Annotated in this window: 19 protein-coding genes; 7 read left to right on the top strand and 12 right to left on the bottom strand. The window is 62.1% G+C overall.

What is annotated here, in order from left to right; genetic code table 11:
- Positions 1–130: 130 nt before the first annotated feature.
- Together RE4_RS07755 and fepB are read right to left on the bottom strand one after the other, a co-directional pair.
- A complete protein-coding gene (locus RE4_RS07755) occupies positions 131–1,444 on the bottom strand; it encodes a sensor histidine kinase (protein ID WP_223257921.1) in 1,314 nt (437 codons plus the stop codon).
- Between the two features lie 111 nt (positions 1,445–1,555).
- Positions 1,556–2,551 (bottom strand): Fe2+-enterobactin ABC transporter substrate-binding protein, encoded by a 996-nt coding sequence (gene fepB, locus RE4_RS07760; RefSeq protein ID WP_047889107.1) that lies wholly within the window; start codon positions 2,549–2,551, stop codon positions 1,556–1,558.
- 66 nt (positions 2,552–2,617) lie between these two features.
- Between fepB and fes the strand changes: the two genes are divergently transcribed.
- Positions 2,618–3,853 (top strand): enterochelin esterase, encoded by a 1,236-nt coding sequence (gene fes / locus RE4_RS07765; RefSeq protein ID WP_060938450.1) that lies wholly within the window; start codon positions 2,618–2,620, stop codon positions 3,851–3,853.
- A gap of 15 nt (positions 3,854–3,868) precedes the next feature.
- Here fes and RE4_RS07770 read toward each other — a convergent pair whose 3' ends face one another.
- The 4 genes from RE4_RS07770 to RE4_RS07785 all read right to left on the bottom strand — a co-directional run bounded on the left by RE4_RS07770 (position 3,869) and on the right by RE4_RS07785 (position 7,624).
- A complete protein-coding gene (locus RE4_RS07770; RefSeq protein WP_019747060.1) occupies positions 3,869–4,282 on the bottom strand; it encodes an HIT family protein in 414 nt (137 codons plus the stop codon).
- 66 nt (positions 4,283–4,348) lie between these two features.
- Positions 4,349–5,770, bottom strand: a complete 1,422-nt coding sequence (purB, locus tag RE4_RS07775; RefSeq protein WP_019747059.1) for an adenylosuccinate lyase — start codon at positions 5,768–5,770, stop codon at positions 4,349–4,351.
- 68 nt (positions 5,771–5,838) lie between these two features.
- Positions 5,839–6,444 (bottom strand): TetR/AcrR family transcriptional regulator, encoded by a 606-nt coding sequence (locus RE4_RS07780; RefSeq protein WP_046379784.1) that lies wholly within the window; start codon positions 6,442–6,444, stop codon positions 5,839–5,841.
- Between the two features lie 64 nt (positions 6,445–6,508).
- Positions 6,509–7,624 (bottom strand): pyridoxal phosphate-dependent aminotransferase, encoded by a 1,116-nt coding sequence (locus tag RE4_RS07785; RefSeq protein WP_179154745.1) that lies wholly within the window; start codon positions 7,622–7,624, stop codon positions 6,509–6,511.
- A gap of 207 nt (positions 7,625–7,831) precedes the next feature.
- On the opposite strand from RE4_RS07785, the gene RE4_RS07790 reads away from it, so the two are divergent.
- The 4 genes from RE4_RS07790 to RE4_RS07805 all read left to right on the top strand — a co-directional run bounded on the left by RE4_RS07790 (position 7,832) and on the right by RE4_RS07805 (position 15,778).
- A complete protein-coding gene (locus tag RE4_RS07790) occupies positions 7,832–9,442 on the top strand; it encodes an ABC transporter substrate-binding protein (protein ID WP_020968549.1) in 1,611 nt (536 codons plus the stop codon).
- 54 nt (positions 9,443–9,496) lie between these two features.
- Positions 9,497–12,865, top strand: coding sequence for a serine hydrolase (locus tag RE4_RS07795; protein ID WP_019747055.1), 3,369 nt, complete (start codon positions 9,497–9,499; stop codon positions 12,863–12,865).
- A gap of 20 nt (positions 12,866–12,885) precedes the next feature.
- Complete coding sequence (locus RE4_RS07800; protein WP_021342978.1) at positions 12,886–14,283, top strand: serine hydrolase domain-containing protein; 1,398 nt, start codon at positions 12,886–12,888, stop codon at positions 14,281–14,283.
- 106 nt (positions 14,284–14,389) lie between these two features.
- Complete coding sequence (locus tag RE4_RS07805; RefSeq protein ID WP_060938376.1) at positions 14,390–15,778, top strand: sensor histidine kinase; 1,389 nt, start codon at positions 14,390–14,392, stop codon at positions 15,776–15,778.
- Between the two features lie 3 nt (positions 15,779–15,781).
- Here the strand turns inward: RE4_RS07805 and RE4_RS07810 are convergent, their stop codons facing one another.
- Complete coding sequence (locus tag RE4_RS07810) at positions 15,782–16,456, bottom strand: response regulator transcription factor (RefSeq protein ID WP_060938451.1); 675 nt, start codon at positions 16,454–16,456, stop codon at positions 15,782–15,784.
- A 117-nt stretch (positions 16,457–16,573) separates the two neighbouring features.
- On the opposite strand from RE4_RS07810, the gene RE4_RS07815 reads away from it, so the two are divergent.
- Complete coding sequence (locus RE4_RS07815) at positions 16,574–17,407, top strand: phosphatase PAP2 family protein (protein ID WP_238077126.1); 834 nt, start codon at positions 16,574–16,576, stop codon at positions 17,405–17,407.
- Here the strand turns inward: RE4_RS07815 and RE4_RS07820 are convergent.
- A complete protein-coding gene (locus tag RE4_RS07820; RefSeq protein ID WP_238077127.1) occupies positions 17,343–18,422 on the bottom strand; it encodes an ABC transporter substrate-binding protein in 1,080 nt (359 codons plus the stop codon). The two genes, RE4_RS07815 and RE4_RS07820, sit on opposite strands and share 65 nt — an antisense overlap.
- A 99-nt stretch (positions 18,423–18,521) precedes the next feature.
- Here RE4_RS07820 and RE4_RS07825 point away from each other — a divergent pair, with 99 nt between their 5' ends.
- Entirely contained in the window at positions 18,522–18,977 is a 456-nt protein-coding gene (locus RE4_RS07825; RefSeq protein ID WP_020968542.1) for a MarR family winged helix-turn-helix transcriptional regulator, read from the top strand.
- A gap of 6 nt (positions 18,978–18,983) precedes the next feature.
- Here the strand turns inward: RE4_RS07825 and RE4_RS07830 are convergent, their stop codons facing one another.
- The 4 genes from RE4_RS07830 to purD form a co-directional block, all read right to left on the bottom strand.
- Entirely contained in the window at positions 18,984–19,925 is a 942-nt protein-coding gene (locus tag RE4_RS07830) for a substrate-binding domain-containing protein (protein ID WP_047889098.1), read from the bottom strand.
- 191 nt (positions 19,926–20,116) lie between these two features.
- Positions 20,117–20,950, bottom strand: a complete 834-nt coding sequence (locus tag RE4_RS07835; protein WP_050768575.1) for a helix-turn-helix domain-containing protein — start codon at positions 20,948–20,950, stop codon at positions 20,117–20,119.
- Between the two features lie 111 nt (positions 20,951–21,061).
- Complete coding sequence (locus RE4_RS07840) at positions 21,062–22,720, bottom strand: GMC oxidoreductase (protein WP_029254543.1); 1,659 nt, start codon at positions 22,718–22,720, stop codon at positions 21,062–21,064.
- Between the two features lie 152 nt (positions 22,721–22,872).
- A complete protein-coding gene (gene purD / locus RE4_RS07845) occupies positions 22,873–24,129 on the bottom strand; it encodes a phosphoribosylamine--glycine ligase (protein WP_020968538.1) in 1,257 nt (418 codons plus the stop codon).
- Between the last annotated feature and the right edge of the window lie 163 nt (positions 24,130–24,292).

Consider the following 24,292-nt stretch of genomic DNA (forward strand, 5'->3'; position numbering starts at 1 on the left):
GCACGCACCTGCTCGTACGCCTCGACTCCCGTCTTGGCATGCCCGACGACGCGAATCTCGGGGTGACCGGAGAGAAACAGTTCGAACCCCTGCCGTACCACCTGCTGGTCGTCTGCAATAAGGACATCGATCATGCGTTGATCCTCCCGTTCACCGGCACCAGTGCCTGCACAGCCCACTCACCTTCCGAATTCGGTCCGGCGTCCAGTTGACCACCCATGAGCGTCGCGCGTTCGCGCATTCCCACAATTCCGAGGTTTTGCCCGTCGGAGGACGGGCGAGCATTCCCGAGCGTATTGATCACCCGGACTCGCACCGCACCGGCTTCTCGGCTCAGACATACCTTGGACTCGCTACCCGGCGCATGGCGAAGGACGTTCGACAACGCCTCCTGCACGATGCGGTAACACGTCAGCTGGACTCCGCTGTCCAGGTCGTCGAAGCGGCCGACCTTCTCGAGCGAGATCGACGAGATGGTGCGCCTGCAGTCGTCCACCAACTCGTCGATGTCGGAGACCATGGGCGTCGGGAAATCGGGGTCTTCCTCACCCAGACGAAGGATCCCCACGATCTGCCGCAAGCTGTTGAGGGCCCGCTGCCCCTGCTCGATGACGCCGCCCAGGAGGGCTTGCGCTTGTTCGGGATTGCTCGAGAAGAACTTGTCGGCGGCACGGGCCTGGATGATCATGCCGGTCATGTGGTGAGCCGCGACGTCGTGCAACTCACGTGCCATGTCCTGCCGTTCGGCGACAACGGCATTCGCGATCTTGCGTTCGCGGTCCCGGTGCAGATCCGCTACCGCCTGACTGTTCTCCATTGCTTGCTTTCGCAGACGCGCGACGATCTTTCCCATGGCGGCGACGACCAGAAAACTCGTGACGGTGTTTGCCGCCGGTTCGAGGAACAGGTGGGGCAACTCCCCCACCTGAACCTCTGCGACCGTCAGCCCGTCCCGCTCGGTGAGATACATCGCCAAGATCACGTCCATCGCCATTCCGAGGACCAGCAGTCCGACCAGGCGCATGCCGCTCACCCGGATGGACACTGCCATGATCGCGAACCAGAAAAGCGGCGTGGCCCCCAGCGATCGACTCCCGAGGAAGAGCATCAATCCGCCGGATCCTGCCAACGTCAGGAGGTAGTACGCGATCGGGTACCGCCGGCGCGCACACGCCACAACGGTCAACACCGTCAGGAAACCCATGATGCCGACGACGGTTCCCGGATCGCTCAGCACTCGATTGCTCGTCTCGGGTTCAGTCTTGAGACTGGCGAGACCGAACACCCACGGCACACTCAGCAGGCCGACGATCACGGCCGCCGTGGCCGGGTTGTTCAGGTTGAAACGTCCCCACCCTCGCGATGCCAGGGCTTGCCCCGAGACATTCTGACCAGCCGAGTCGAACATCCACTCCCCATTCCGCATCCGATGATTGACGTTCATGGTGGCATGCGCGCACCACTTGGTCCCACATTCGACGAACGTGAAGGGAATGTTCGATTCTCGGCTACAACCAAAGGACTAGTTCGGGGTCAAAGCACTAGTACTTATGGATCAGCCGAACTGCTCGACCAACCGGTTCACCATGTTGGTTGCGCTGTAGTAGTCGAGACGGAAGGTATCGAGCCCCACGGCATAGACATGGTGATCACGAATTGCCGGATGCTGCGCCAACAGGGGAAGTGCCTCGACCGCTTTCACCGCACCGTCGTCGGCGCTGACCAGGATCAGGGTGTTGCCCGCGATACCGTCGTAGAGGTTCTCGGCCGAGACCTGAATGATGTCCTTGCGCTTACCCATGGATTCACTGCTCTTCGCAGACTCGGGAATGTCGGCGACCGTGAAACCCATCGCCGTGAGCAACTTCGCCTGCCCGGACTCGTGCGTCCAGATATTGGCGCCGCTGCCGTCCTCGTAGTAGACGAGCGCGGTGGTCGGCTGCGGGGGAAGTGTGATCTCGGCCTTCGCTGCCTCTACTGCGCTGTCGAATTTCGCGACCGTGGCCGCTGCGTTGTCTTCGAGACCTGTCGCTTCACCCAGCACGGCGGCCACTTCCTGCCAACTACTTCCGCCGTAGTCCACCACTATTGTCGGAGCAATGGCCGTGAACTGTTCGTACAGATCGACGACGGAGTCACCTCCAGTCGCCGAGACGACGATGAGGTCCGGGTTCTGGGCCAGAACGGATTCTGCGTTCGCGCCGCCCATCGGCAGCACTGCGAGTCCACGTTCTCGAGCTATGTCGCCCCACTGTGTGAACAACCCCTGCGCATCCGATACGTCGGTGTTCGGTCCCGTCGATGCGGTAGCCACCACCGGAGCATCGATCGACAACAGTGTGCCCGTCAGCGTCACACTGGTCGAGACGATCCTCTCCGGCTTCGACGTGATCTCCACCGGCCCCTTCGACGTTTCCACCGTGCGGGGCCAATTACCCTGCGATGCAGCCGAATCAGCACCGGAATCGGCATCCGCAGAACTACATCCGGCGAGAGCGAACCCTGCCACCAAGACTGCGGAGAGCACCTTCAAGGCGCGCGATTTTTTCATTGTGACGCCCACTGGCGGACCACTCCTCGAATTCAAAAGCCCATGAAATTAGGTTAGGCTGTGCTCATGCTAACTCAGGCGGTGACAGAATGGTCCGCTTCCCTCGCGGCCTCGCCCGACATCGACACCTTCTGGAACCGGATAGTGCAACAAGGCACGCCGATCATCGAAAGTGTTGACACACATACAGTTCGAGTAACTTTCCTCTGGCGACAGCCCGAGGAGACGGAAGTCGAGCGCGTCTACCTCGACGCAAACTCGTTGACCGACCATCACGCGGAACAACTCAGCGTGATGCAACGGATCGGCGAGAGTCCGGTGTGGTTCTACGCCGCCGAAGTCTCGAACACCTGGCGCAGCAGTTACAGCATCATCCCGGCGCCGAAGTCCGTAGTCGACGAATTCGACTATCCGGGAGCAGGCAAGGAAGACACGACCCGCCGCACCCGCTGGTTGGGGTTGCTCGAACACCGAATTGCCGACCCACTCAATTCGCTCTCCGCAGGCGTGGACACAAGGCGTTCCGTCGCCGAGATGCCCTCGGCGCCGGTCCAGTTCGGTTGGGATGCTCCAGTTTTCAGGAAGTCGATACAGCTCACCTGGGCCAGTTCGACGTTGGACGTCGAGCGGCCGGTGTGGATCTACGAGACCGTGGACGACGGATTGACACCGCTCGAAGAACGGCCGCTCGTGATACTTCTCGACGGGCGCCACTGGGCCGAGGTCATGCCAGCAGGTGCCGCCTTCGATCGTGCAGTCCAGACCGGCAAACTGAAGTCCTGCGTTCTGCTGGCCATTGATTCCGTTGACAATCAACGTCGTTCGAAGGAATTGCCGTGCAACCGCGACTACTGGAGTGCAGTCGTCGACGAACTACTTCCGCAGGTGCGCGCCGTCGCACCCTTCTCGTCTGATCGAACGCGAACGGTGGTGTCAGGGCAGAGTTTCGGCGGCCTGGCCTCGATGTTCGCAGCACTCGAATTCCCCGAACACTTCGCGCTGGTCGCCAGCGGGTCCGGTTCATTCTGGTGGCCGACAGGCTTGAAGCGCGGCGAGGACGGTCCGCCGGGTGGAGACATCGCCGCACGCATCGAGCGCGATGGCGTGCCGGACGGTTTACGCGTTGTCCTCGAAGTAGGTAGGCACGAGTCCGACATGGTCGGGCACAGCGCAGCGGTCGCACAGGCGTTGAAGGCTGCCGGAGCGCAAGTGTCGTATCGGATCTTCGACGGCGGCCACGACTGGTTGTGCTGGCGCAGTGTCCTTCTGGACTCCGTTGTCGAACTGATCGGCAGTCCCTGAAAGTGGCCGGTGCCGCTAGTTCAGTGCACCGCGAATGACGGCAGCCGTGCTGTCGAGAATTGCCCGATTGGGCGTGCGAGGTAGCGCACGCAGGCCGAAGCCGTCGCCGCGATTTCGCGGAATGACGTGCAGATGAACATGGAAGACTTCCTGCCCCGCAACAGCTCCGTCAGAGAGATGCAGATTCACTCCGTCGACGGGGAGAGGTCCGGTACGCATCGCTGCGGCGATCTTCTGTGCGACGGAAAAGATCCTGGCACCGTCGTCGGAATCGAGCGTGGACAATCCACTGGCGTGGCGCTTCGGCACGACCAGGAGATGGCCGGATGTGAACGGCCGAATATCCATGAAGGCAAGGACATTCGCGTCGTCGTAGACGACGCTGGCCTCGGCCTCACCGGCGATGATGGAACAGAAGATGCAGTTCATGCTCTTCGACCCTGTGCGCCTTTTCGGTAGTGGTGACTACCGAAAAGGCGCACGGGGGCGTAGCCCTTACAGAATCGGCGACGGCGCATACGCCGCAGCTTCGGGGTTGGCGTCGACAAGCTTCTGCACCTCGGCGACAACGGCGTCGACCTGAGCAGACGCGGCGCCGACAAAGGCCGCCTTGTCGGCCAGTGCCTCGTCGAGTGCGGCGCGGTCGAGCGGCAAACGGTCGTCGGCGGCAAGGCGATCGAGCAGGTCGGGCTCCTTGCCTTCCTCACGCATCGCCAGCGCGACTGCGACGGCGTTCTCCTTGATCGCCTCGTGAGCGGTCTCGCGTCCGACGCCCGCGCGCACCGCTGCCATGAGAACGCGGGTCGTGGCGAGGAACGGCAGGTAGCGCGTCAGTTCCTTCTCGATGACGGCCGGGTACGCGCCCATCTCGATCAGCACGGTCAGGAAGGTCTCGAACATGCCGTCGATCGCGAAGAACGCGTCCGGGAGAGCGACGCGACGCACGACGGAGCAGAAGACGTCGCCTTCGTTCCACTGTGCACCCGCAAGCTCGGCTGCCATGGAGCCGTAGCCGCGCAGGATCACCTGAAGTCCGTTGACTCGCTCGCACGAGCGGGTGTTCATCTTGTGCGGCATCGCCGAGCTGCCGACCTGGCCGGGCTGGAAGCCTTCGGTGACCAGCTCATGGCCGGCCATCAGGCGGATCGTGTGTGCAAACGACGACGGGCCCGCGCCGACCTGGACGAGCGCGGAGATGACGTCGTGGTCGAGGGAACGCGGGTACACCTGGCCGACGCTGGTCAGTACGTGGGCGAATCCGAGGTGCTCCGCGACCTTCGCTTCGAGCTGCTCGAGCTTGGCCGCATCGCCGTCGAGGAGGTCGAGCATGTCCTGAGCGGTACCCATCGGGCCCTTGATCCCACGCAGCGGGTAGCGGTCGATCAGCTGACGCAGACGTGTCAGTGCAACGAGAAGCTCGTCGGCCGCGGAAGCGAAACGCTTGCCCAAGGTGGTGGCCTGAGCTGCGACGTTGTGCGAGCGGCCGGCCATCACGATGGACGAGTACTCGGCAGCGCGCTCACCCAGACGGGCGGCGACGGCGATGCCGTGGTTGTAGACGTGTTCGAGAGAACGCACGATCTGCAGCTGCTCGACGTTCTCGGTGAGGTCACGGCTGGTCATGCCCTTGTGGACCTGCTCGTGTCCGGCGAGTGCATTGAATTCCTCGATGCGTGCCTTCACGTCGTGGCGGGTGACCCGCTCGCGGTCCGCGATGGACGCCAGGTCGACGTTGTCGATGACGCGCTCGTAGTCGTCGATGGCGTCGGCCGGAATGTCGATGCCCAGCTCTGCCTGCGCACGCAACACCGCCACCCACAATTGACGCTCGAGCACGATCTTGTACTCGGGAGACCACAGAGCAACAAGCTCCGGGCTGGCGTATCGGTTGGCAAGGACATTCGGGATGCGGCTCACGAGGCCTCAGTCTAACGGTGGCCGAGCAGTGCTGTTACCCCCGAGCTAGAGCAGCTGTCACCCCCGAGCTAGACCGGCGGCGCCATCACGTCGATCGATTCCAAGAGCATTCCTCTGGCCAACCCGCGTGGATCCGGGTCGTACTCCCCGAGCGCCGTGATCATCGCGCCGTCGACCATCGCGACAAGACGGCGCAATTGCCCCTCGGGAGCCGTTCGGCCCGAGCGTCGAAGCGCATCGGTCAACAGGTCGTCGAGCTGGGCGCGTAGGCGCAACTGCACGTCACGAAGCGCGGGATGACGGGCACACGCCACAAATCGTTCGTAGCGCGAGATCAATCGTTCGCGGCTCTCCGGCCGCTTCTCTTCGTCTCCGAGCAGCAGCTCGACCAAAAGTTCGACGGTTGATTCCGCGCCCCGCCGACGTTGGGTCACCGCAGCCACTCTGGCGCGCATCGCTTCCATGTCGGCGTTGCCGTTGAGCTCGACGGCACACGCGATCAGATCGTCGAGTGAGTCGAAGTAATAGGTCGTCGAAGCCAGAGGAAGGTCGGCCCTGGTTGCCACCGCTCGGTGACGAACGGCGTCGAACCCGCCCTCCAGCAAAAGTTCAGCAGCGGACGCCACCAGAGCTTGGCGACGTCGTTCACCCTTGGGCGTAGCTGCAGAAGACACCACGACATCGTGCCAGCAGAGGGCACCTCCGCATGGCGAAACAGCTCGAAGACCCTGCTGTTTGTTACCCGAGCCACTTCTCGAGGCGGGTCAGCGCCTCCTGGATGTCGGCTGTCGCGCCCGCGAACGAAAGTCTGACCATCCGGTTTCCGTGGACGGTGTCGAAATCGATTCCGGGTGCCAACGCGACCCCGGTATCTGTCAGCAACCGGGCACACCACGCGGTGGCGCCCTCGTCGCCACACAGATGGCCGATATCCGCGTAGACGTAGAACGCACCGTCGGCGGGAGCCAGCTCGGTGATGCCCAGTTTCGGCAACCCGGTCAACAGCAGTTCACGATTGACGGCGTACCGCTGAACGTGCCCGTCCAACTCGACCTTCGCCTCGTCCGAGAACGCCTCGATGGCGGCGTACTGAGAGATCGCGGGCGGACACACCGTCATGTTCGACGCGAGTCTCTGCAGCGGGCGCCGCAGGTACGTCGGCACCAACATCCACCCGAGCCGCCAACCCGTCATCGAGAAGTACTTGGACACCGAGCCGATCACAACGGATTCGCGTGAGGTCTCCCAGGCGCTCGACGTGTGCTGATCGCCGTATCCGATGCCGTGGTAGATCTCGTCCGAGATCAGAAGGGTGCCGTGCTGCTCGCACCACGTCGCCAACGCAGCGAGCTCCTCGGGCGAGATCACCGTGCCCGTCGGATTTGCCGGGCTGGCGACGATCAGACCGGCAGGCGGCGACGGCAAGGCCTCGAGCATGTCCACCGTCGGCTGGTATCGGGTTGCCGGCCCGCAGTCGAGTTCGACGACGTTGCAGCCGAGAGCGGCAAGGGTGTTGCGGTAGGCGGGATATCCGGGGCGAGCGACCACCACGGTGTCGCCCTCGTCGAACGCGGCCAGGAAAAGCAAGGTGAACGCCCCGGACGAACCTGTCGTCACCACCACGTCTTCGGCGTCGACGGCTATTCCCGATCGCTCGCTGTGGTAGCGCGCAATAGCTTCGCGTAGCGGCAGGATCCCGAAAGTCTCGGTATACCCGAGTAGTTCGGTGCCGAGGATCTCGCGCGTCGCACGTAGCACCGGTGCCGGCGCGGGGGTCGACGGTTGACCGGCAGCCAACGTCAGAACGTCACCGTGCGTCCGCTGACGTTCGGTCGCGGCCTTCCATACATCCATGACATGGAAGGTCTGGATATCTGATCGACGAGATTCTGAGCGCACACCCCGACGGTAGCCGAACCACACTTCCGTGAGAAACGACGACCATCCTTTGTGACGATCCGACAGATTCAGGTGCTCAGCATGAGTCGATTCAACGAGACCTGGGCCACGTCCCTCGCGCAGCATTGATCAACGACATCCTTCGATCAAAAGGTGCATCAGATGAAAGCTCGCTCAGTGCCCACCGCGGCTCTGGTCACGATCGGCGTTCTCACGGTTGCCTCGTGCGGAAGCACCTCTGATCCTGGCGGCGGGACCTCCGGGGACTACGCCAAGGACGGGAGTTTCACGACGATCGTGAACACCGACCCCGGCAACCTTCATCCCCTGATCACCAACCTGACTGCCACGCAGGCAATCAACAGCTATACCAACGACTCGTTGTTGGCCATCGACCCCAAAACCCGTGCAGCGGGCTCGTATCTGGCCGAAAAATGGAGCGAGAACGGAACTTCGCTGAACTTCACCCTCAAAAAAGGGATCACGTGTGAAGACGGCACGACGTTCACTGCCCAGACAGCCGCGAACAACATCAACTGGGTCGTCGACAAGACGAACGGCTCGCCGTGGCTGGGAGCGTCGGTACCCGAAACTGCAGTAGCAACCGCCGATGGCGACGAGCTCACGATCAAGACGGCGGAACCTGCGCCCTTCCTGCTCGAGCGCATCGGTGCTCTCAAACTGGCATGCCAGGCGGCACTCGACGACCCCGCCAGTGTTCGCGGCAGCAGCAACGGAACCGGCCTGTTCAAGATCACCGAAGTAGTGGCAAACGATCACGTGACGCTCGAACGCCGCGACGGATACAACTGGGGACCGAACGGCGAAACCACATCGGACACCCTCGGAGTGCCCAAGGCCGTCACGATCAAGATCGTGACCGACGCGGCGACGACGGCGAACCTGGTCCTCACCGGAACGGTGAACGCAGCTCCGGTGGCCGGTGCGGATATCGAACGTGTGGAAGCGTCCGGCCTGGAATCGATGACGTCGAACACCTTGAGCGGGCAGTTCATCTTCAACCACAATGCTGCTCTTCCCACCAAGGACGAAGCGGTGCGCAGCGCGCTCGTGCAGGCAATCGATCTCGACGACTACACGGACATCAACACCGGTGGCAAGGGTTCGCGCGCTACGGCATTGGCCGTTGTCGATCCGCGGGCATGTGACTACGACAGTGTCACCGGTGTAGTTCCGAAGTTCGACATGGCTGCGGCGAAGAAGACCCTCGCCGACGCCGGCTGGAAGCCCGGATCCGACGGCGTTCTGACCAAGGACGGTCAATCGCTGCAATTGACGGTCATCTTTGCCAACTACCGCGATACCACTTCTGCAGCAGCAGAATACGCGATGAAGCAGTGGCAGGAACTCGGCGCGAAGGTAGAGCTTCGCGGTGGTGACAACAATTTCATCATCTCCAATACGTTCGCGGCAAAGGACCTGACATCCTGGTCGATCTCGATCGGTCTGACCGTCCAGAGTGACACTCCCAGCATCTTCGTTCCGTACTTCTCCGGCCCGACCCCTCCGGCGGGCGTCAACTTCGCATCGATCGACAATCCCGAGTACACCGAACTGGCTGCGAAGGCCTCGGTTCTGCCCGGGCAGGAATCCTGCTCGGTGTGGAAGGAAGCGGAACAGGCGCTGTTCACCTCTTCTGACGTCGTTCCGGTATCCACATCGCCGAACTTCATGTTCTTCAACGGTGCGACGTCCCTGTACGCGCCGATTGGTGGAACCCTGGCGGGCCCAGGCATCCGAGTTCTGAAATAAGCCGGAAGACAAAGCTTTACGTCTGCATCTATTTCTCCGATTCGAAGGATCTACATGACTGACCGTCCATTTGTTCTCGACGACCTCCACCGCGTGGTCACACCCACTGAAACCGCAATCTCGCCCGACGGCACCGTGGTCGTCTTCGTTCGCTCGGAAATTGTTGCCGGAAAGGCAACTACATCTCTCTGGGCAGTGTCCCGCGATTCCCAGGCTCGCCGCCTCACTGCGGGGCCCGCCGATTCGGCACCTCGGTTCTCTCCGGACGGAACTTCGATTGCCTTCCTCCGCAAGGTCGGCGACTCCGCGCAGCTGCACCTGATCCCGCTCGCCGGCGGCGAGGCCGAAACCCTCACCACAGCAGCATCACTCCCCCTCGGTGCCGGCGCACCGGTCTGGAGCCCGGACGGAAATGCCATTGCATTCGCCGCTGTGATCTCACGTTCGGACTCCACCGATCCGAATGCGCCCATCGTCACCGACCGACTCGGATACAAGGTGGACGGCGCCGGTTGGCTCGGCACCTTCCGTCGCCACCTGCACACCGTCGATCTGGAGACGAAGGCAGTACGACGCCTCACCGACGGTGATTGGAATGCGGACGTACCGTCCTGGTCGCCCGACGGCACGGCTCTTGCCTTCACCGCGAATCTCGAACCGGACAGCGATCTGAACCTCACGTTCAGCGCTTACCGAATCCTCGTCGACGATCTGTCAGTTCCGCCGCAGCGACTCGGTCACGCCACCGGGGTGCAGGGCTCCACACTGTGGCACCCGCAAGGAGATTCGGTCGTCGCCATCGGCACCCCCGAGGTCCGTGTCGGAACTGCCGACCTGATCCGTCTGTCCGTCCCCGGCCCAACTGAGACACCGGTCGACGTCACCCTCACAGCTCATCTCGATCGCAACGTGATGCCCGGCGCGCCCGGTTACCCCGGTGGCACACCGGCACTGTCGAATACTCGCGACGAAATCGTGTTCTGCCTCCGCGATCGCGGATGGACGCATCTGTATGCAGCCGACATCGAAACCGGCACCTCTCGCTCCCTCGTCGCCAATCCCAACGAGGTCGTCTCGGCGCTCTCCGTTGCCCGTGACGCCCGCGTCGCCTCCGTCATCGTCACCACACAGCAGTCCTTCGGCGAGGTCGCACTCGTCGATCTCGACAGCGGCGCTGTCACCACGCTGACAAAATTCACCGCAGAAGCACTCCCCGAGGTGACCCTGTTTGCCGCCGAGGAGCGCGAATTCACCATCTCCGACGGCCGTACCGTGCATGGTTGGTTGCTGTCCGCTCCCGAAACTGATGGCGCTGCACCTCTTCTGCTCGACATTCACGGCGGACCGCACAACGCGTGGACCGGCGTTGCCGATACCTATCACCCCGCCCACCAGGTTCTCGCAGCGCAGGGCTGGCGCATCCTGACCCTCAATCCACGTGGATCGGACGGGTACGGCGCAGACTTCATGTATGCCGTCAACGGCGCCTGGGGTACCTCGGACCAAGCCGACTTCCTCGAGCCGATCGACGCACTTGTCGCCGAGGGACTTGTCGACGGGGACCGCCTGGCGATCACCGGGTACAGCTACGGCGGATACAGCACCTGCCACCTCACCTCGCAGACCGATCGCTTTGCCGCGGCGGTGGCCGGTGGGCTGATCTGCGATTTCAACGCCATGGCCGGAGTCTGCGATTTCGGTCCGCACCTCGCGTCGCTCGCCACCGGCACCACTGTTCCCGAGAACTCCGCGGGGCTCCTGGCAGCCTCACCGCTCGCCGCCGTGAAGAACGTGGTGACCCCGACGCTGATCCTGCACGGAAAGTCGGACGAGCGGTGCCCGCTGGGTCAGGCCGAGGCCTGGTTCGCCGCACTTCGCCAGCAGCATGTACCCACCCGACTGGTGGCGTATCCCGGTGCAAGCCACGGGTTCCTCGTCAACGGCTCGATCTCGCACCGAATCGACTACAGCACACGGCTCATCGAGTGGGTCAAGCGATACACCTCCGCGAAGCTGCCCAAGACCGGCCTGGCCAACGCATCTGCCGGCGCCGACGCATGGAAGCGCTCACTGGACGTACTGTGTGAGCGTTACGGCGTCACCGGTGCTCAATTCGGTATTCTCACACTCGATTCCAGCGGCAAGGAAATCACCCGTACGACGGTGGCTTCCGGCGTGATCAATGCAGACACCGGGGTCGAGGTATCCACCGACTCCCTGTTCCAGATCGGATCCATCACCAAGGTATGGACCGCGATGCTGGTCATGCAGCTGGTCGACGAAGGCTTGCTCGACCTGGACGCGACCGTCCGGTCGATCCTGCCCGACTTCGCACTGCAGGACGAGGAAACAGCCGCCCGCATCACGGTTCGCGCACTTCTGAACCATCGCAACGGAATCGACGGTGACCTCTTCATCGACAAGGGTCGCGGAGACGACGTCGTCGAACGCTACGTCGAGGGCCTGCGTGACTTCCGTCAGGTTCATCCACTCGAGGACGGCTTCGCGTACTCGAACTCCGCGTACGTCCTTGCAGCTCGTATCGTCGAGGTTCTTCGCGGCGGCATCTGGGACGACATCCTCAAGGAGCGAATCATCGATCCGCTCGGCCTCGCACACACACTCACGTTGACCGGAGATACTCCGAGATACTCTGTGGCAGCCGGTCATACAGGGAACTCCGTCGTGATGCCCGTCTGGCCGATCACGCGCTCGATGGGGCCCGCCGGCTGCATCACTGCCAGCATCGGAGATCTGCTCACGTTCGCGGAACTCGGCCTTCTCGAAGGTCAGAGCGTCGACGGTGTGCGGATCGTGTCGGAAAAATCAGCCGCAGCGATGCGTACACCCGAAATCGATATCAGCGAACTGTTCCCGGACAAGTCGGGCTGGGGTCTGGGTTGGTTCCACGAAACCTGGTCGGGCGAAGAAATTTTCGGCCACGACGGCAGCACCATCGGGCAGCACGCATATCTGCGCATCTTCCCCCGCCACAATGTCGCGATCGCGCTGCTGACCAGCGGCGGCAAAGCAGACGGCCTCTATCGTGATCTCTTCACCGAAGCCGCGGCCGCATTGGTCGGACTCGAACCTCCGCAAGCCCTCGCCCCGAACCCCGCGAGCGTGGAGTCTATTCCGGATTCGGTTCTGGGTAAGTACAGCTCGGGCGGAATAGCAATCGAGTTCCGTCGTGGAGAGTCCGCTGACGAGGCTGTGATCACCGTCATCGGTGACGTCATCCCGAATCCCGAGGAAGACGAAACAGCTCCGAAGAAGCCTGCAGCGGTGGCCACTCTCGTACCGTCGCAGATCCCGGGGACCTGGACCACCCGTCAACCCGGGGCTGCCGGTTGGACGACGGTACGGCCGCACCGCGACGGCGTGTACGTCGGATTCCGCTTCCTACCACGGGTTAACGCGTGACGACGACCGATACACATACGATGACGGAAACACCGAACGCCGAAACACAGAACGCCAGCGAACTCGAGGAATCAAAGATGCAAGAACAGCTTCAGGAACTCGTCGACCAGTGGAGGGTCGAGGCAAACATCCCCGGCGTCTCGGTCGGTATCGTGCACGGCGACAAGGACATCGTCGTCACCAGTGGCATCGAGAGCGTCGAAACCCAGCTCCCGGTCACCGACAAGACGATGTTCATGATCGGTTCCACCACAAAGGTTTTTGCTGCAACAGCCGCGATGGCACTCGTCGAGGACGGCCTACTCGATCTCGACACCCCACTGGTCGAGTACGTCCCCGAACTGATCCTCGCCGACGACGAAGCCACCCGCACAGTCACGATGCGTCATCTTCTGACGCACACCGGCGGGTTCACCGGCGACGCCAGCCTCTCGGCCGGCTGGGGTGAAGACGCCCTGGGTCGATCGATTTCACGGCTGAAGGAACTACGACAGGAATTTCCCGTCGGAGAGGTCTTCTCCTACAGCAACTCCGGATTCGTCCTCGCCGGATACGTCGTAGCCAAGATCAGTGGACTGACCTTCGAAGAGCTGGTCAAGCAGCGCGTTCTGGACCCACTCGAGATGAAGAACTCGGCGTTCCTGCCCTGGGACGTGATGACCCACCGGTTTGCACTCGGCCACTACATCCGCGAGGGTGAGCCGTTCGTGTCCAACGAGACCGGACTGGACCGCGGTATGACGCCCTGCGGTGGAATGTGGTCCTCGGTGCGCGATCAGCTCGTCTGGGCACGCTACGCACTGTCGGGCGAACACCCGGGTGAGGGACAGCCGCTCGACGAGTCCACCCGGTTGCTGATGCAGAAGCCGCAGCGTCCCGCCGCGATGATGTTCGAGGAAGTCGGCATCGGCTGGCTGCTGACTCGATACGGAACCACCCAGGTAGTGCGGCACGGCGGAAACGTCAGCAACCTCCAGGTCTCCGAGTTCTTGACCGTGCCTGAGAAGAACTTCGCCGTCACCGTGCTGACCAACGCACTCGGCGGCGGAATCGGCAAGAAGATCGTCGACTGGTGCATGGCCAACCTCGCAGAGTTGCCCGCGCCGGCATCTCTCGACGTGGTCGAGCCCGAACCCTCTGCCGTCGACGCCGTCCTGGGCAAGTACCAGGCCGGCAACCTGACCATGACCGTCGCCCCCGGTGACGAGGGAATCGGCGTCCGCATGGGCAGCGCGCAGGACCTCGGCGAATACGAGGACATCGTCTGGCCACCGGCGATCCCGATCGCCTTCGTCAACGATCTCGACTTCGCTGCTCGCGCCGACACCACGCGGACGCTGGGGCGCTTCGTCACCGATGACACCGGACGCGCCGTGATGCTCGAATTCGGCGGCCGAACCGCCAAGCGAGTGGCTTGATCCTCTAGACGGGTGACGCGGTCCGATTACGAGGCCGCGTCACCCGTCTTTGTATATGCACAGCCTTTGTATATATGCACAGCCGCGAAGGTACAGACTGGACGCCATGAACGTCATCGGCGAGTCGATTCTGCACCCGTCCCGGTGGAGCGTGCGCGCCCGGACGACCGTGGCATCGACCCTCGTGATCGCCTTCTGCTTGGTGATCGCCGGGCTTGCACTGGTTTTCGTACTGGCGAACTCCCTGCACCTGTCCGCACTGAACAGCTCCGAGGCCCGTGCCGCACAGTTGGTCCAGCAACTCACCGGGAAGGGCCCAGCCGATCTCGACCCTTCGCTTCTGTCCACCGACAGCCAGATCGGAATCGTGCAGATCGTCGACGCCGATCACCGAATAGTCGCCCAATCGCCTGGAACTGACAGCGACCTACTGTCCGAACGCATTCTCGGCCCTGACGAATCGGACACCTATGGAAGGGTCAAGAAGTCCGACAACGAGGACTACTGGCTGATCGGACAAGGCGCTCAGACGCCGGCCGGACCGGTCACCGTTTTCGTCGGCGCCGACCGTGAACCGGTTGAAACCGTGGTGACCACCGTTGCCGTTCTGCTCGCCATCGCCGGGCCCCTGGTTCTTGGACTGGCCGCGTTTGCCACTTACCGCCTGGTGGGTTCGGCTCTCGCTCCCGTGGAACGCATCCGCGCTCGGGTTGCCTCGATTTCGAGTGGCCGTCAAGGTGAACGAGTCCCCGTCCCGTCCGGGAACGACGAGATAGCCCGACTGGCAACAACAATGAACGACATGCTGGCGCGCCTCGACGAAGGCGCACTTGCTCAACAACGATTCGTCAGCGATGCCTCCCACGAATTACGTAGTCCACTGTCCACGATCACTACGGCTCTCGAACTGGCACACCGACGCCCGGATCTCCTCGACGACGCACTGATCGAAGACGCGCTACTTCCCGAGGCGCGACGGATGCGGCAGTTGATCGAGGATCTGTTGATTCTCGCGCGCTCGGACGAAAGCGAACTCGAATCCATCGGTACCGTCGTCGACGTCGACCTCGACGACATTCTGTTCGCCGAGCAGAAGCGGATCGACGGTATCTCCGAGATCGCGGTCACCGCCACCGTTGCTCCGGTTCGCGTGTCCGGAGACCCGAGGGCGTTGGCGCGCATGGTGCGAAACCTGGTCGACAACGCAGTGCGGCACTCCGAGACCCTCGTGCATCTCGAGTGTTCCGAAGCCGGCCACGAAGCCCATATCGTGATCGAGGACGACGGGCCCGGAATCCCTGCAGCAGAACGCGAACGAATCTTCGGACGCTTCGTCCGCCTAGACCAGCCGCGGTCGAGGCAGGGAGGTGGCTCCGGACTCGGACTCGCCATCGCGTCGGAAATCGTTGCGGCGCATCACGGAACCATTTCCGTCAGCGAGAGGGTAGGCGGTGGAAGTCGATTCGAGGTGACAATTCCGCTACCGACCGACTGAAGATCAGGCAGTGCCGACAAAGCGGTACCCGATGCCTCGAATGGTTTCGATGCTGTGGGTTCCGAACGGGAGGTCGACCTTCTTACGTAGGTAACCGATGTAGACCTCGACGATGTTCTCGTCACCTTCGTAGTTGGTGTCCCAGACCGAGCGAACGATCTCGGTCTTCGTGACCACAACTCCGTTGTTGCGCATCAGGAACTCGAGAACGCTGTATTCACGTGGCGTCAGCGTCAATTCGATTCCCGCTCTGAGCACCTGATGTTTGGCGGGGTCGAGGGACAGGTCTCCCACGGTGAGTATCGATGGACGCTGGGGAGCGCCACGCCGCACCAGTGCACGAAGCCGCGCCAGGAATACAACAAACGAGAAGGGCTTGACCAGGTAGTCGTCGGCACCGAGATCGAAAGCATCAGCGAGGTCGTATTCGCCGTCCTTCGCCGAAAGCATGAGGATCGGCGTCCACACCTCCCGGGCGCGTAGGTCCCGCACGATGTCGTAACCGTGTTTGCCCGGCAACATGATGTCGAGAACGATCACGTCGAATTCGTCGCTGCAGGCAATCGCGAATCCGTCGTCCCCGTTGAGTTCCACGGCGGTCACGAATCCCTCGGCTACCAATCCCCGCCGGATCGTCTCGGCCAGGCGTACTTCGTCTTCGACAACCAGTACTCGCACCACCGGCCCCGTTTCGTCGACACGCAGTTGTTCGGATGCACCCAGTAGAGCAGACGGTGGGCCCATGACCGAGTTACGTTCAGCGTTTCTTCAGCTTCTGATCGTCACACTGCATTCATGCCAGCAACTGTGTCGACCGTGCGAAACGTGGTCACCGAAGTCTTGACCGAGAGCACCACCGCAGAAATTGCGGTTGCCGCAATCGTGGTGGCAGCCGCGCTGTTCGCATTCGGTTCGATCTACCGGGCCTCCAGCGTTCGGTCAACAGCGCTACGCGCGTCCGGGCTCGCCCTCGCCCTGGTGACGCTCTCGATCCAGGTATATCGAAACGGGTGGTTGACGAGCTTCGACGGGCCGGTGACCGACTGGATGGTCGATCATCGGAGCGGCGCCCTCAACCAGATCGCGGTCGCCGTCACAGATCTCGGTAGCCCGGTCGCCACCGCGCTGCTCGGGATCACCTGCGGAGTGCTCATATCGTGGCGAGCGCGTTCGGTTGTTCCAGGTTTGATCGTGATCGGAACCGTTGGCGGTGCGGCAGTCGCCAGCACGGTAATCAAAGCGCTCGTCGGTCGCGAACGTCCGCCGACCAACATCCAAGTTCTTCTCGAGACCGGCCACTCGTTCCCGTCCGGTCACGTCACGGGCACAGCAGCGCTGTTCGGCATTGCGGTTCTCGTTGTGAGCGTCGACCGAACACCGGCCGTCAAACAACTTCTGATGCTGCTCGCCGTGACGGTCACCGTTGTCGTCGCGCTCACTCGCCTCTACTTGGGAGCTCACTGGCTCACCGACGTCGTTGCCGGAGCTGTCCTCGCGACGCTTGCCGTCACTGCGGGTGGAGCAGTCTTCCGGTTCGTCGGCACGCACAACCAGTCCGAATCAACTACTGCTGCAGTGCGCTCTGCAGAACCTTCAGCACTTCACGAGCCGCAGTCGGCCCGGTATTGAGGTAGAAGACGTCGTCGTCGACAGCAACGGCATGGTTGGCAATCACCCCACGTAACTGCGCCCACAACGGCGCGTTGGTCAACGTCGCCGGGTCCCCGCCTTGCACTCCGTAGAAGATCCAATCAGCGTCCGCGACGTTCAACTCTTCCTCACTGATGTCTCGGGAGGTGTCGTCGAATTGCTGCGACTCCGGACGCGTCAGGCCGGCATCCTGGGCGATACTGCCGGTGAACGAAGGAATGCCGAAGATGCGCAAGCGATTTCCGTTCTGGCGGGTGAACGACACTGTCGGCGGCGACGAAAGGGACGCACCCAAGGCCGCGGCGTCGGCGTTGAACGTATCCAGCAGTGCCGTCGCCTGCTGCGTCTTACCTACCCCGTCGGCAACCAGCAGGAAGTCCTGCTTCCAGTTGACGCCGGTCCCCTGCGTTGCCACGGTGGGCGCAATTGCCGAAAGCTGGTCGTACAGCGAATCAGCATCCTTCCCTGCAACATTCATCAAGATCAGGTCAGGATCGAGCTTGACGATCGCTTCGAAGTTCGGTGTGAAGCGCCCACCTGCGTCGGCGACATCACCTAGCTGGGTGCGGAATTCGGGGTATGCGGCCAACAGGTACGGCGGCACCAGGTCCGCACCGTCACCACGAGTCGAAGCCGCAGGAACGACGCCGAGAGATAAAAGCGCATCTGCTTGCCCGGTCGAAATGACGACAACCTTTTCGGGCTGCGATTCGATCGTGGTGTCACCTTTGAAGTGTGAAACGGTACGAGGGAATTCGCCGTCCGACTTTCCGCTCCCCATTCCAGCCGGGACTTCTCGCGGAGCGACAAACGCAGAGTCCGCCGGAGTCGACGCACTGATGTCAGTGTCCGTGGGCGAGGCGTCGCTCGAGCAGCCACTGAGAGCTGCCACCAATGTCAGTGCGCCGATCAGCATTACACTGCGTGACTTCTGTCCAAAATTCATGATCGTGTCCCGTACGTCGTGAAGCATGACAGCTTCATCTACCGTCATGGTTAGGTGACCCTACCCTTTGAGGAACTGTAAACTATATCTGTGTCAGATACAGTTTTGGGGCGTGGATCACACGAGGTCGATCGCTACTCTGATCGCGTGCCCACTGCGGAAGAAGCATCGAGATCACTCATCGCTGCGGCGTTCGAATTGCGTCGAGCGCTGCGTGAATACATGGATACGTCGGGTACCGACGCGACTTTGCCAGAGGCACAATCCGAGGTACTTCACGATGTCGCGCACCATCCCGGCACTCGCATCGGGGCCGTGGCCGATCGCCTCTCCAGACGCCCGAACACCGTCAGCACGCTGGTGCGCATCCTCTCCGACAAGGACCTGATCGAGCGGCGACCCGATCCCACAGACGGCCGGGTGAGCACGCTTTTCGTGAAGGACGAGCGAAGCGCGCGCCGGGACCGTCGGTCCGAACTACGCATCGGCGTCCTGGCCCAAGAACTGACAGCCCTCGACGAACGTGACCTCGACACATTGACCACTGCCATCGGCATCCTCGACCGAGTCAATCGATCACTGCGAGTTCACGCACCGCGATGATGCCACTCAGGTGACTTTCCCACTCTTCTCGTAGACGTCGGCAAAACGCCTCATCTGCTCCGTGATGCCCGTCAGGCTGTACCCCGTACGCAGTTCTACCGAGGCAACCTGGCCCGAAACCACAGCCGGAAGCCTGGTGAACGTCGGCGAATTGAGCTCCGGCGCGGCAGACCACGTCGGCGGAATCAGGAGGAGATCGGCCGGAAAGACGCCCGGCTCTTCCCAACTCGCTGATGCCCAGAAACCGTCCTCACTGTCCAGCTTCGCGAATTCGACGCCCATCGTTTCGAGAATACTTCCGAGCGGAGTCCATCCCGGCACCGCGTAGTCAAGGCTCGACTCCAACGGAATCACGTATGCAACAGAGATATTCGTTCGCGATGTGGCCAATTCACGCACCCGGTCACCGAGCGCACTCAACTCTTCCCGTTTTGCCGCGTAGACCGGCGAGGTGTCGGTGCCGCCGATACCCTGAACCAACGAACTGAAGCTGTCCAACGCCGCTTGCGCCCCGTCGGTGATCTTGACACCTGCAATGGGAGCAACCTCTTCGACGCGAGCGATATCGTCGCCCCAGATGCTGCCGAAGTTTCCGCCGTTGTACGAACTCCAGATGTCGATGACCAGATCCGGGTCCACTGCCAGGAGTTTCTCGGCACTGATATCTGTGTCGGTCTCGCTGACATGGGCAATTCCACTGAAGTCGAATGCATTCAACGTGGATTCGTCGAGCCTGGAAAAGCCGATGATACCGACTGGAACGACCCCGTATTCGAGTAGCACCGGCGCGGTGTCCGCCGTCGCCACAATGCGTTCGGGGATCTTGTCGAGTGAAATCTGCTGACCACGCGCATCGACATACGTCCACGCATCACCGTCGGACTTCGCGTCGGTCGTCGAGGTGCCACATGCTGCCAGCACCGTCGAAAGTGCCACTGCCACAGCCATGAAGATGGCCCTGCTACCGCGTTTCGAACGCGGCGCAACAAAATCGATCACTTCTGCCCCATGCTGTCGAGCGAGTTTCGGGAAACTCCCGAACCCGGAAAGTAAAGTAAGCCTCGCCTACATGGCTAACGGTAGAGCGGATCAGGGGATGACGCAATCGCGGAGTTTTGTCAAAGAATGTCGAAATCGGATCAACGATCCGCGTTCTTTCGAAATGCCATCGGCGTGACACCGGTGGACTGTTTGAAAGCGGCGACGAAACTACTGGGCGTCGAGTATCCGATCTGCTCGGCCACGTCGGCGACCGCAACACCTTGGCCGAGTAGGGACATCGCCACGTTCATCCGAAGCAGCACTCGCCACTGGCCGAAACTCACGCCGGTGTCCACCTTGAACCGACGAGCCAAAGTGCTGGTGCTGACGCCGATCTCGTTCGCCCAGTCTCCGAAACTGCGTGGGTCCTCCGGATGAGACAACAGGTCGCGTGCAATCCGCCCGACCGGGCCCGAATCGGGGATCTTCATCGCTCCGCGCTCGTCGCCGGGAACGACGAGGTCGAAGAACACTCGCTCGGCGCGGCGCCTCGCGTCGTCCGACATCTCGCGAGCACTCAGATGCAGAAACAACTCGTAGAGTAGCGGCGTGCCGTGTACCGCAACCGGGTGATCACCGAGCGAAGGCCCCTGCCCTACAGCGCAATACACCGTCAGGAACTGCGCACCCGCGGCAACGCGCACCGAGTGTCGATGCAGTGCCGGTATCCACAGCCCTCGTCCCGGCAACAATGTCCACATCTGGGCGCCCGAGCGAACAACCACAATGCCGGAACGAGGGAACAGAATCTCGTTCGATCGGTGCGCGTGGGTTTCCCATGTCACCGGTTGATCAGCACTCGACGCACCACCCCACAGAACCAAATCTTCGGGCTCGTCGTCTAATTCGTGTTCGGATACCACCAGCTCGTCGCTCGACGGCACGCCCCACCGGAGCCAATCACCGTCGACCTCGGATTTTGTCCGCCTCACGTCTACATCCCTGGATCGACCGTCGTCTGTCCAGGTGACTGTAACCGCTGCCCACGCAGAGCAGGTGCGGCAGGAAGTTGATCCCACCGCACCTGACCCCGAGTCGCCGCTCTAGTTCATGTCGTTCGCAATGATGTTCTCGATGTTCCGTTCGGCCAGAGCGGTGATGGTGACAAACGGATTGACTCCGACATTGCCCGGAACGAGGGATCCGTCCATGACATACAGTCCCGGGTACTCCGGCAGACGACCGTAGCCGTCGGTCGCCTTGCCAAGCACACAACCGCCGAGGGGGTGGTACGTCAACTGGTCGCCCCACGTCTGCACCGGACCGAAGAGGTCGGTCCGGTAGATCGTGCCTTCCTTCTTGTTGATCTTGTCGAAGAGTTTCTTCGCCATGTCGATCGACGGCTGGTTCTGCGAGCGCTGCCAATTCAAACCGACTTTGCCTGTTGCCGAGTTGAATTGGAACTGAGCACGTTGCGGATTCTTGGCAATCGCCAAGTACAGGCTGACCCACAGTTCGGTACCGGCTGGGAAGGGCGCGATTTCCGCGAACACAGGAGCAGATGCGTCGGCCCAGTTGTCGATACCCATCACGGGGATCGCCGACTGCTTCGCGCCGGTGGCGTCCCACATGTGATTGGCGCGACCCACCATCACGTTGCCGTTGTGCCCCCATTCCTGCCCAACCGCACCCGGCAAATTCGCCAGCTGCCCTTGTGCTTTCATCGCGACCAGGAGCTTACTGGTACCGATACTGCCGGCCGCGAAGAAGACCTTGTCCGCGGTCACCGTCTTGGTGCCGACGGTGTTGCCCTGCTCGTTGATCTGGTTCATCACCACTTGATATCCACCACCGGTCGCGGCCGGCGCAACCGAGGTCACGACGTGCAGCGCCGAGATCGTGAGCTTGCCGGTGGCGGATGCCGCAGCGAGGTACGTCTTGTCCAGAGACTTCTTTCCCGCGTTGTTGCCGTAGATGACCTCACTCACCAGGGCAGACTTGGTGACCTGACCAGCAGCTTCCTGCTTCATGTAGTTGAAGTCGTAAACATTCGGCACGAATGTTGTTGTGTAACCGGATCTCTCAGCGGTCTTTCGCCCGGTTCGTGCAAACTTGTAGTACTCGGTCGACTCGAACCAGGCCGGGTCGATGTTGTTGACTCCGAGCGCAGCGTTGGCCCGCGGGAAGTACGTCGAGTACATCTCGTTGGAATCGACCCCGGGCAGGATCTCTTCGAAGTAGTTGCGCTTGGGTGTGACGGCCATGCCGCCGTTGACCAGCGACCCGCCGCCGACCCCTCGGCCTTGGTAGACCTTGATCCCGCCGAAGTCCTCGGCGTCGAGAACGCCGACGTAGCGGCTGATGTTCTTGTCCACCGAGCCGCCGGAGAAGTGTGAAACCGGTTGAACTGTACGGTCTCTGAGCCAGAAGGAACGTCCGTCCGGTGAGAGCATCGGGCAGAAGACCTTGCCGTCGGACCCCGGTGTGGTCCACGACTTCCCCATCTCGACCATGTGTGTGTCGATGCCGGCCTGCGTCAGCCGAAGAGCCGCAACGGCTCCGCCGTATCCGCTGCCGATCACGAGCGCAGGGACACGGTCTCCGTCGCTCAATGCTCGCCTGGGCGCAGCGGCGGCCGTAGTCCACGAGGACGAGAGCGCAGCGGCGCCCACAGCTAATCCTGTTGCTGCCAAGAAGTTTCTACGCGAGAGCGTGGAATTGGTACGTGCGTGCCGTTCGTTGGATCCAGCGCGAATGCTCAAGTGTGCCCTTCTCTTTCCGTGACCCCCGCGCTGAGATATACCGGGAGAAACCGAACGAGAAGTCCATACTCGTGGGTAACTTCGAGGAACCGTTGATTTTCCATGAAAAGGGCCGATGAACAGAAAGTTCACCGGCCCTCCGAAAGAACGAGTCAGGGAAGAGAGATGCGCCCTTCGACGGCGCCGAGTCCGATGTCCGTGCGGAAATGACCGCCGGGAAGCTTGACGTCGGCGATCTTTGCGTAGGCGTCGTCACGCGCTTCGGTCAGATCCTTGCCCACTCCGACAACACTCAGCACACGCCCGCCGGCCGAGACGACGGCTCCGTCTTCACGCTTTTTGGTACCGGCATGCAGGACTCCGTCGGCGTCGGCTCCGGTGATCACGTCGCCGGTGCGGGGGGTCGCCGGGTAGTTCTCGGCAGCAATCACGACCGTGACAGCGGAACCGTCGCGCCACTGCAACGGACCGACCGAATCGAGTGTTCCGTTCGATGCCGCATTGAGTAGACCGCCCAGCGGCGTTTCGAGGAGAGCAAGCACGGCCTGAGTTTCGGGGTCACCGAATCGGCAGTTGAATTCGACGACGGCCGGGCCGTCGACACCGATCGCGAGACCGGCGTAGAGAAGGCCGGAGAAACTGCTACCGCGTGCGACCAACTCGGCAGCGACGGGCTTGACGACGTCGTCGACGATCTGCGTGACCATCTCGTCGGGCAGCCACGGCAAGGGTGTGTACGCGCCCATGCCGCCGGTGTTGGGTCCGGAGTCTCCGTCGCCGACGCGCTTGTGGTCCTGAGCCGGGAGCAGTGGGATCACAGTTTCACCGTCGACGAGGCAGAAGAGCGAAACTTCGGGACCGTCGAGGAAGGATTCGAGAAGAACCGGGTGCCCGGTCTCGAGCAGTTCAGCGGCATGATCGCGCGCGGCGAGACGATCCGTCGTGACGACTACGCCCTTGCCCGCGGCCAGTCCGTCGTCCTTGACCACCCAGTTGGGACCGAAGCGGTCGAGTGCTTCGTCGAGCTTGGCCGGATTGTCGACGATCTCGCTGTGAGCGGTCTTGACGCCGGCGACAGCCATCACGTCCTTGGCGAAAGCCTTCGATCCCTCGATGCGGGCGGCGTCGGCCGAAGGCCCGAAGCAGGCAATACCTGCTGCGCGCACCGCGTCCGCGACGCCGAGGACCAGCGGAACCTCGGGTCCGATGACGACGAGGTCGGCTTCGACCTTCTGGGCCAGCGCGGTAACCGCGTCACCAGAAGCTACGTCGACGGGGTGCTGCTCGGCGATTTTTGCGATCCCGGCATTGCCAGGCGCGCAGATCAGGGCCGTGACACCTGGATCGCGAGCAAGAGAGAGAAGGAGGGCATGTTCACGGGCTCCGGAGCCGATTACTAGTACGCGCACGGGGAACAGACTACGGCCTGCGATAACAGCGCTCTCGGAGTGCCACTGACGGGGCCAAGGTCCCAGCGTTCGACCTTTGTGCGAAATATCCGTTTCGAGATGAGATCATATGAATACCTGAATAGGTGAACAGATGTTTTCGGACACCTGTCCACCAAGGAAA

It is taken from the genome of Rhodococcus erythropolis NBRC 15567 (assembly GCF_001552595.1).
Classification (GTDB): domain Bacteria; phylum Actinomycetota; class Actinomycetes; order Mycobacteriales; family Mycobacteriaceae; genus Rhodococcus_F; species Rhodococcus_F erythropolis.

Coding starts and splice junctions, on each gene's coding strand:
- RE4_RS07755 (WP_223257921.1), bottom strand. CDS start 1,444: ATGAACGTCAATCATCGGATGCGGAATGGGGAGTGGATGTTCGACTCG.
- fepB (WP_047889107.1), bottom strand. CDS start 2,551: ATGAAAAAATCGCGCGCCTTGAAGGTGCTCTCCGCAGTCTTGGTGGCA.
- fes (WP_060938450.1), top strand. CDS start 2,618: ATGCTAACTCAGGCGGTGACAGAATGGTCCGCTTCCCTCGCGGCCTCG.
- RE4_RS07770 (WP_019747060.1), bottom strand. CDS start 4,282: ATGAACTGCATCTTCTGTTCCATCATCGCCGGTGAGGCCGAGGCCAGC.
- RE4_RS07785 (WP_179154745.1), bottom strand. CDS start 7,624: ATGGATGTATGGAAGGCCGCGACCGAACGTCAGCGGACGCACGGTGAC.
- RE4_RS07790 (WP_020968549.1), top strand. CDS start 7,832: ATGAAAGCTCGCTCAGTGCCCACCGCGGCTCTGGTCACGATCGGCGTT.
- RE4_RS07795 (WP_019747055.1), top strand. CDS start 9,497: ATGACTGACCGTCCATTTGTTCTCGACGACCTCCACCGCGTGGTCACA.
- RE4_RS07800 (WP_021342978.1), top strand. CDS start 12,886: ATGACGGAAACACCGAACGCCGAAACACAGAACGCCAGCGAACTCGAG.
- RE4_RS07805 (WP_060938376.1), top strand. CDS start 14,390: ATGAACGTCATCGGCGAGTCGATTCTGCACCCGTCCCGGTGGAGCGTG.
- RE4_RS07815 (WP_238077126.1), top strand. CDS start 16,574: ATGCCAGCAACTGTGTCGACCGTGCGAAACGTGGTCACCGAAGTCTTG.
- RE4_RS07820 (WP_238077127.1), bottom strand. CDS start 18,422: ATGACGGTAGATGAAGCTGTCATGCTTCACGACGTACGGGACACGATC.
- RE4_RS07830 (WP_047889098.1), bottom strand. CDS start 19,925: ATGGCTGTGGCAGTGGCACTTTCGACGGTGCTGGCAGCATGTGGCACC.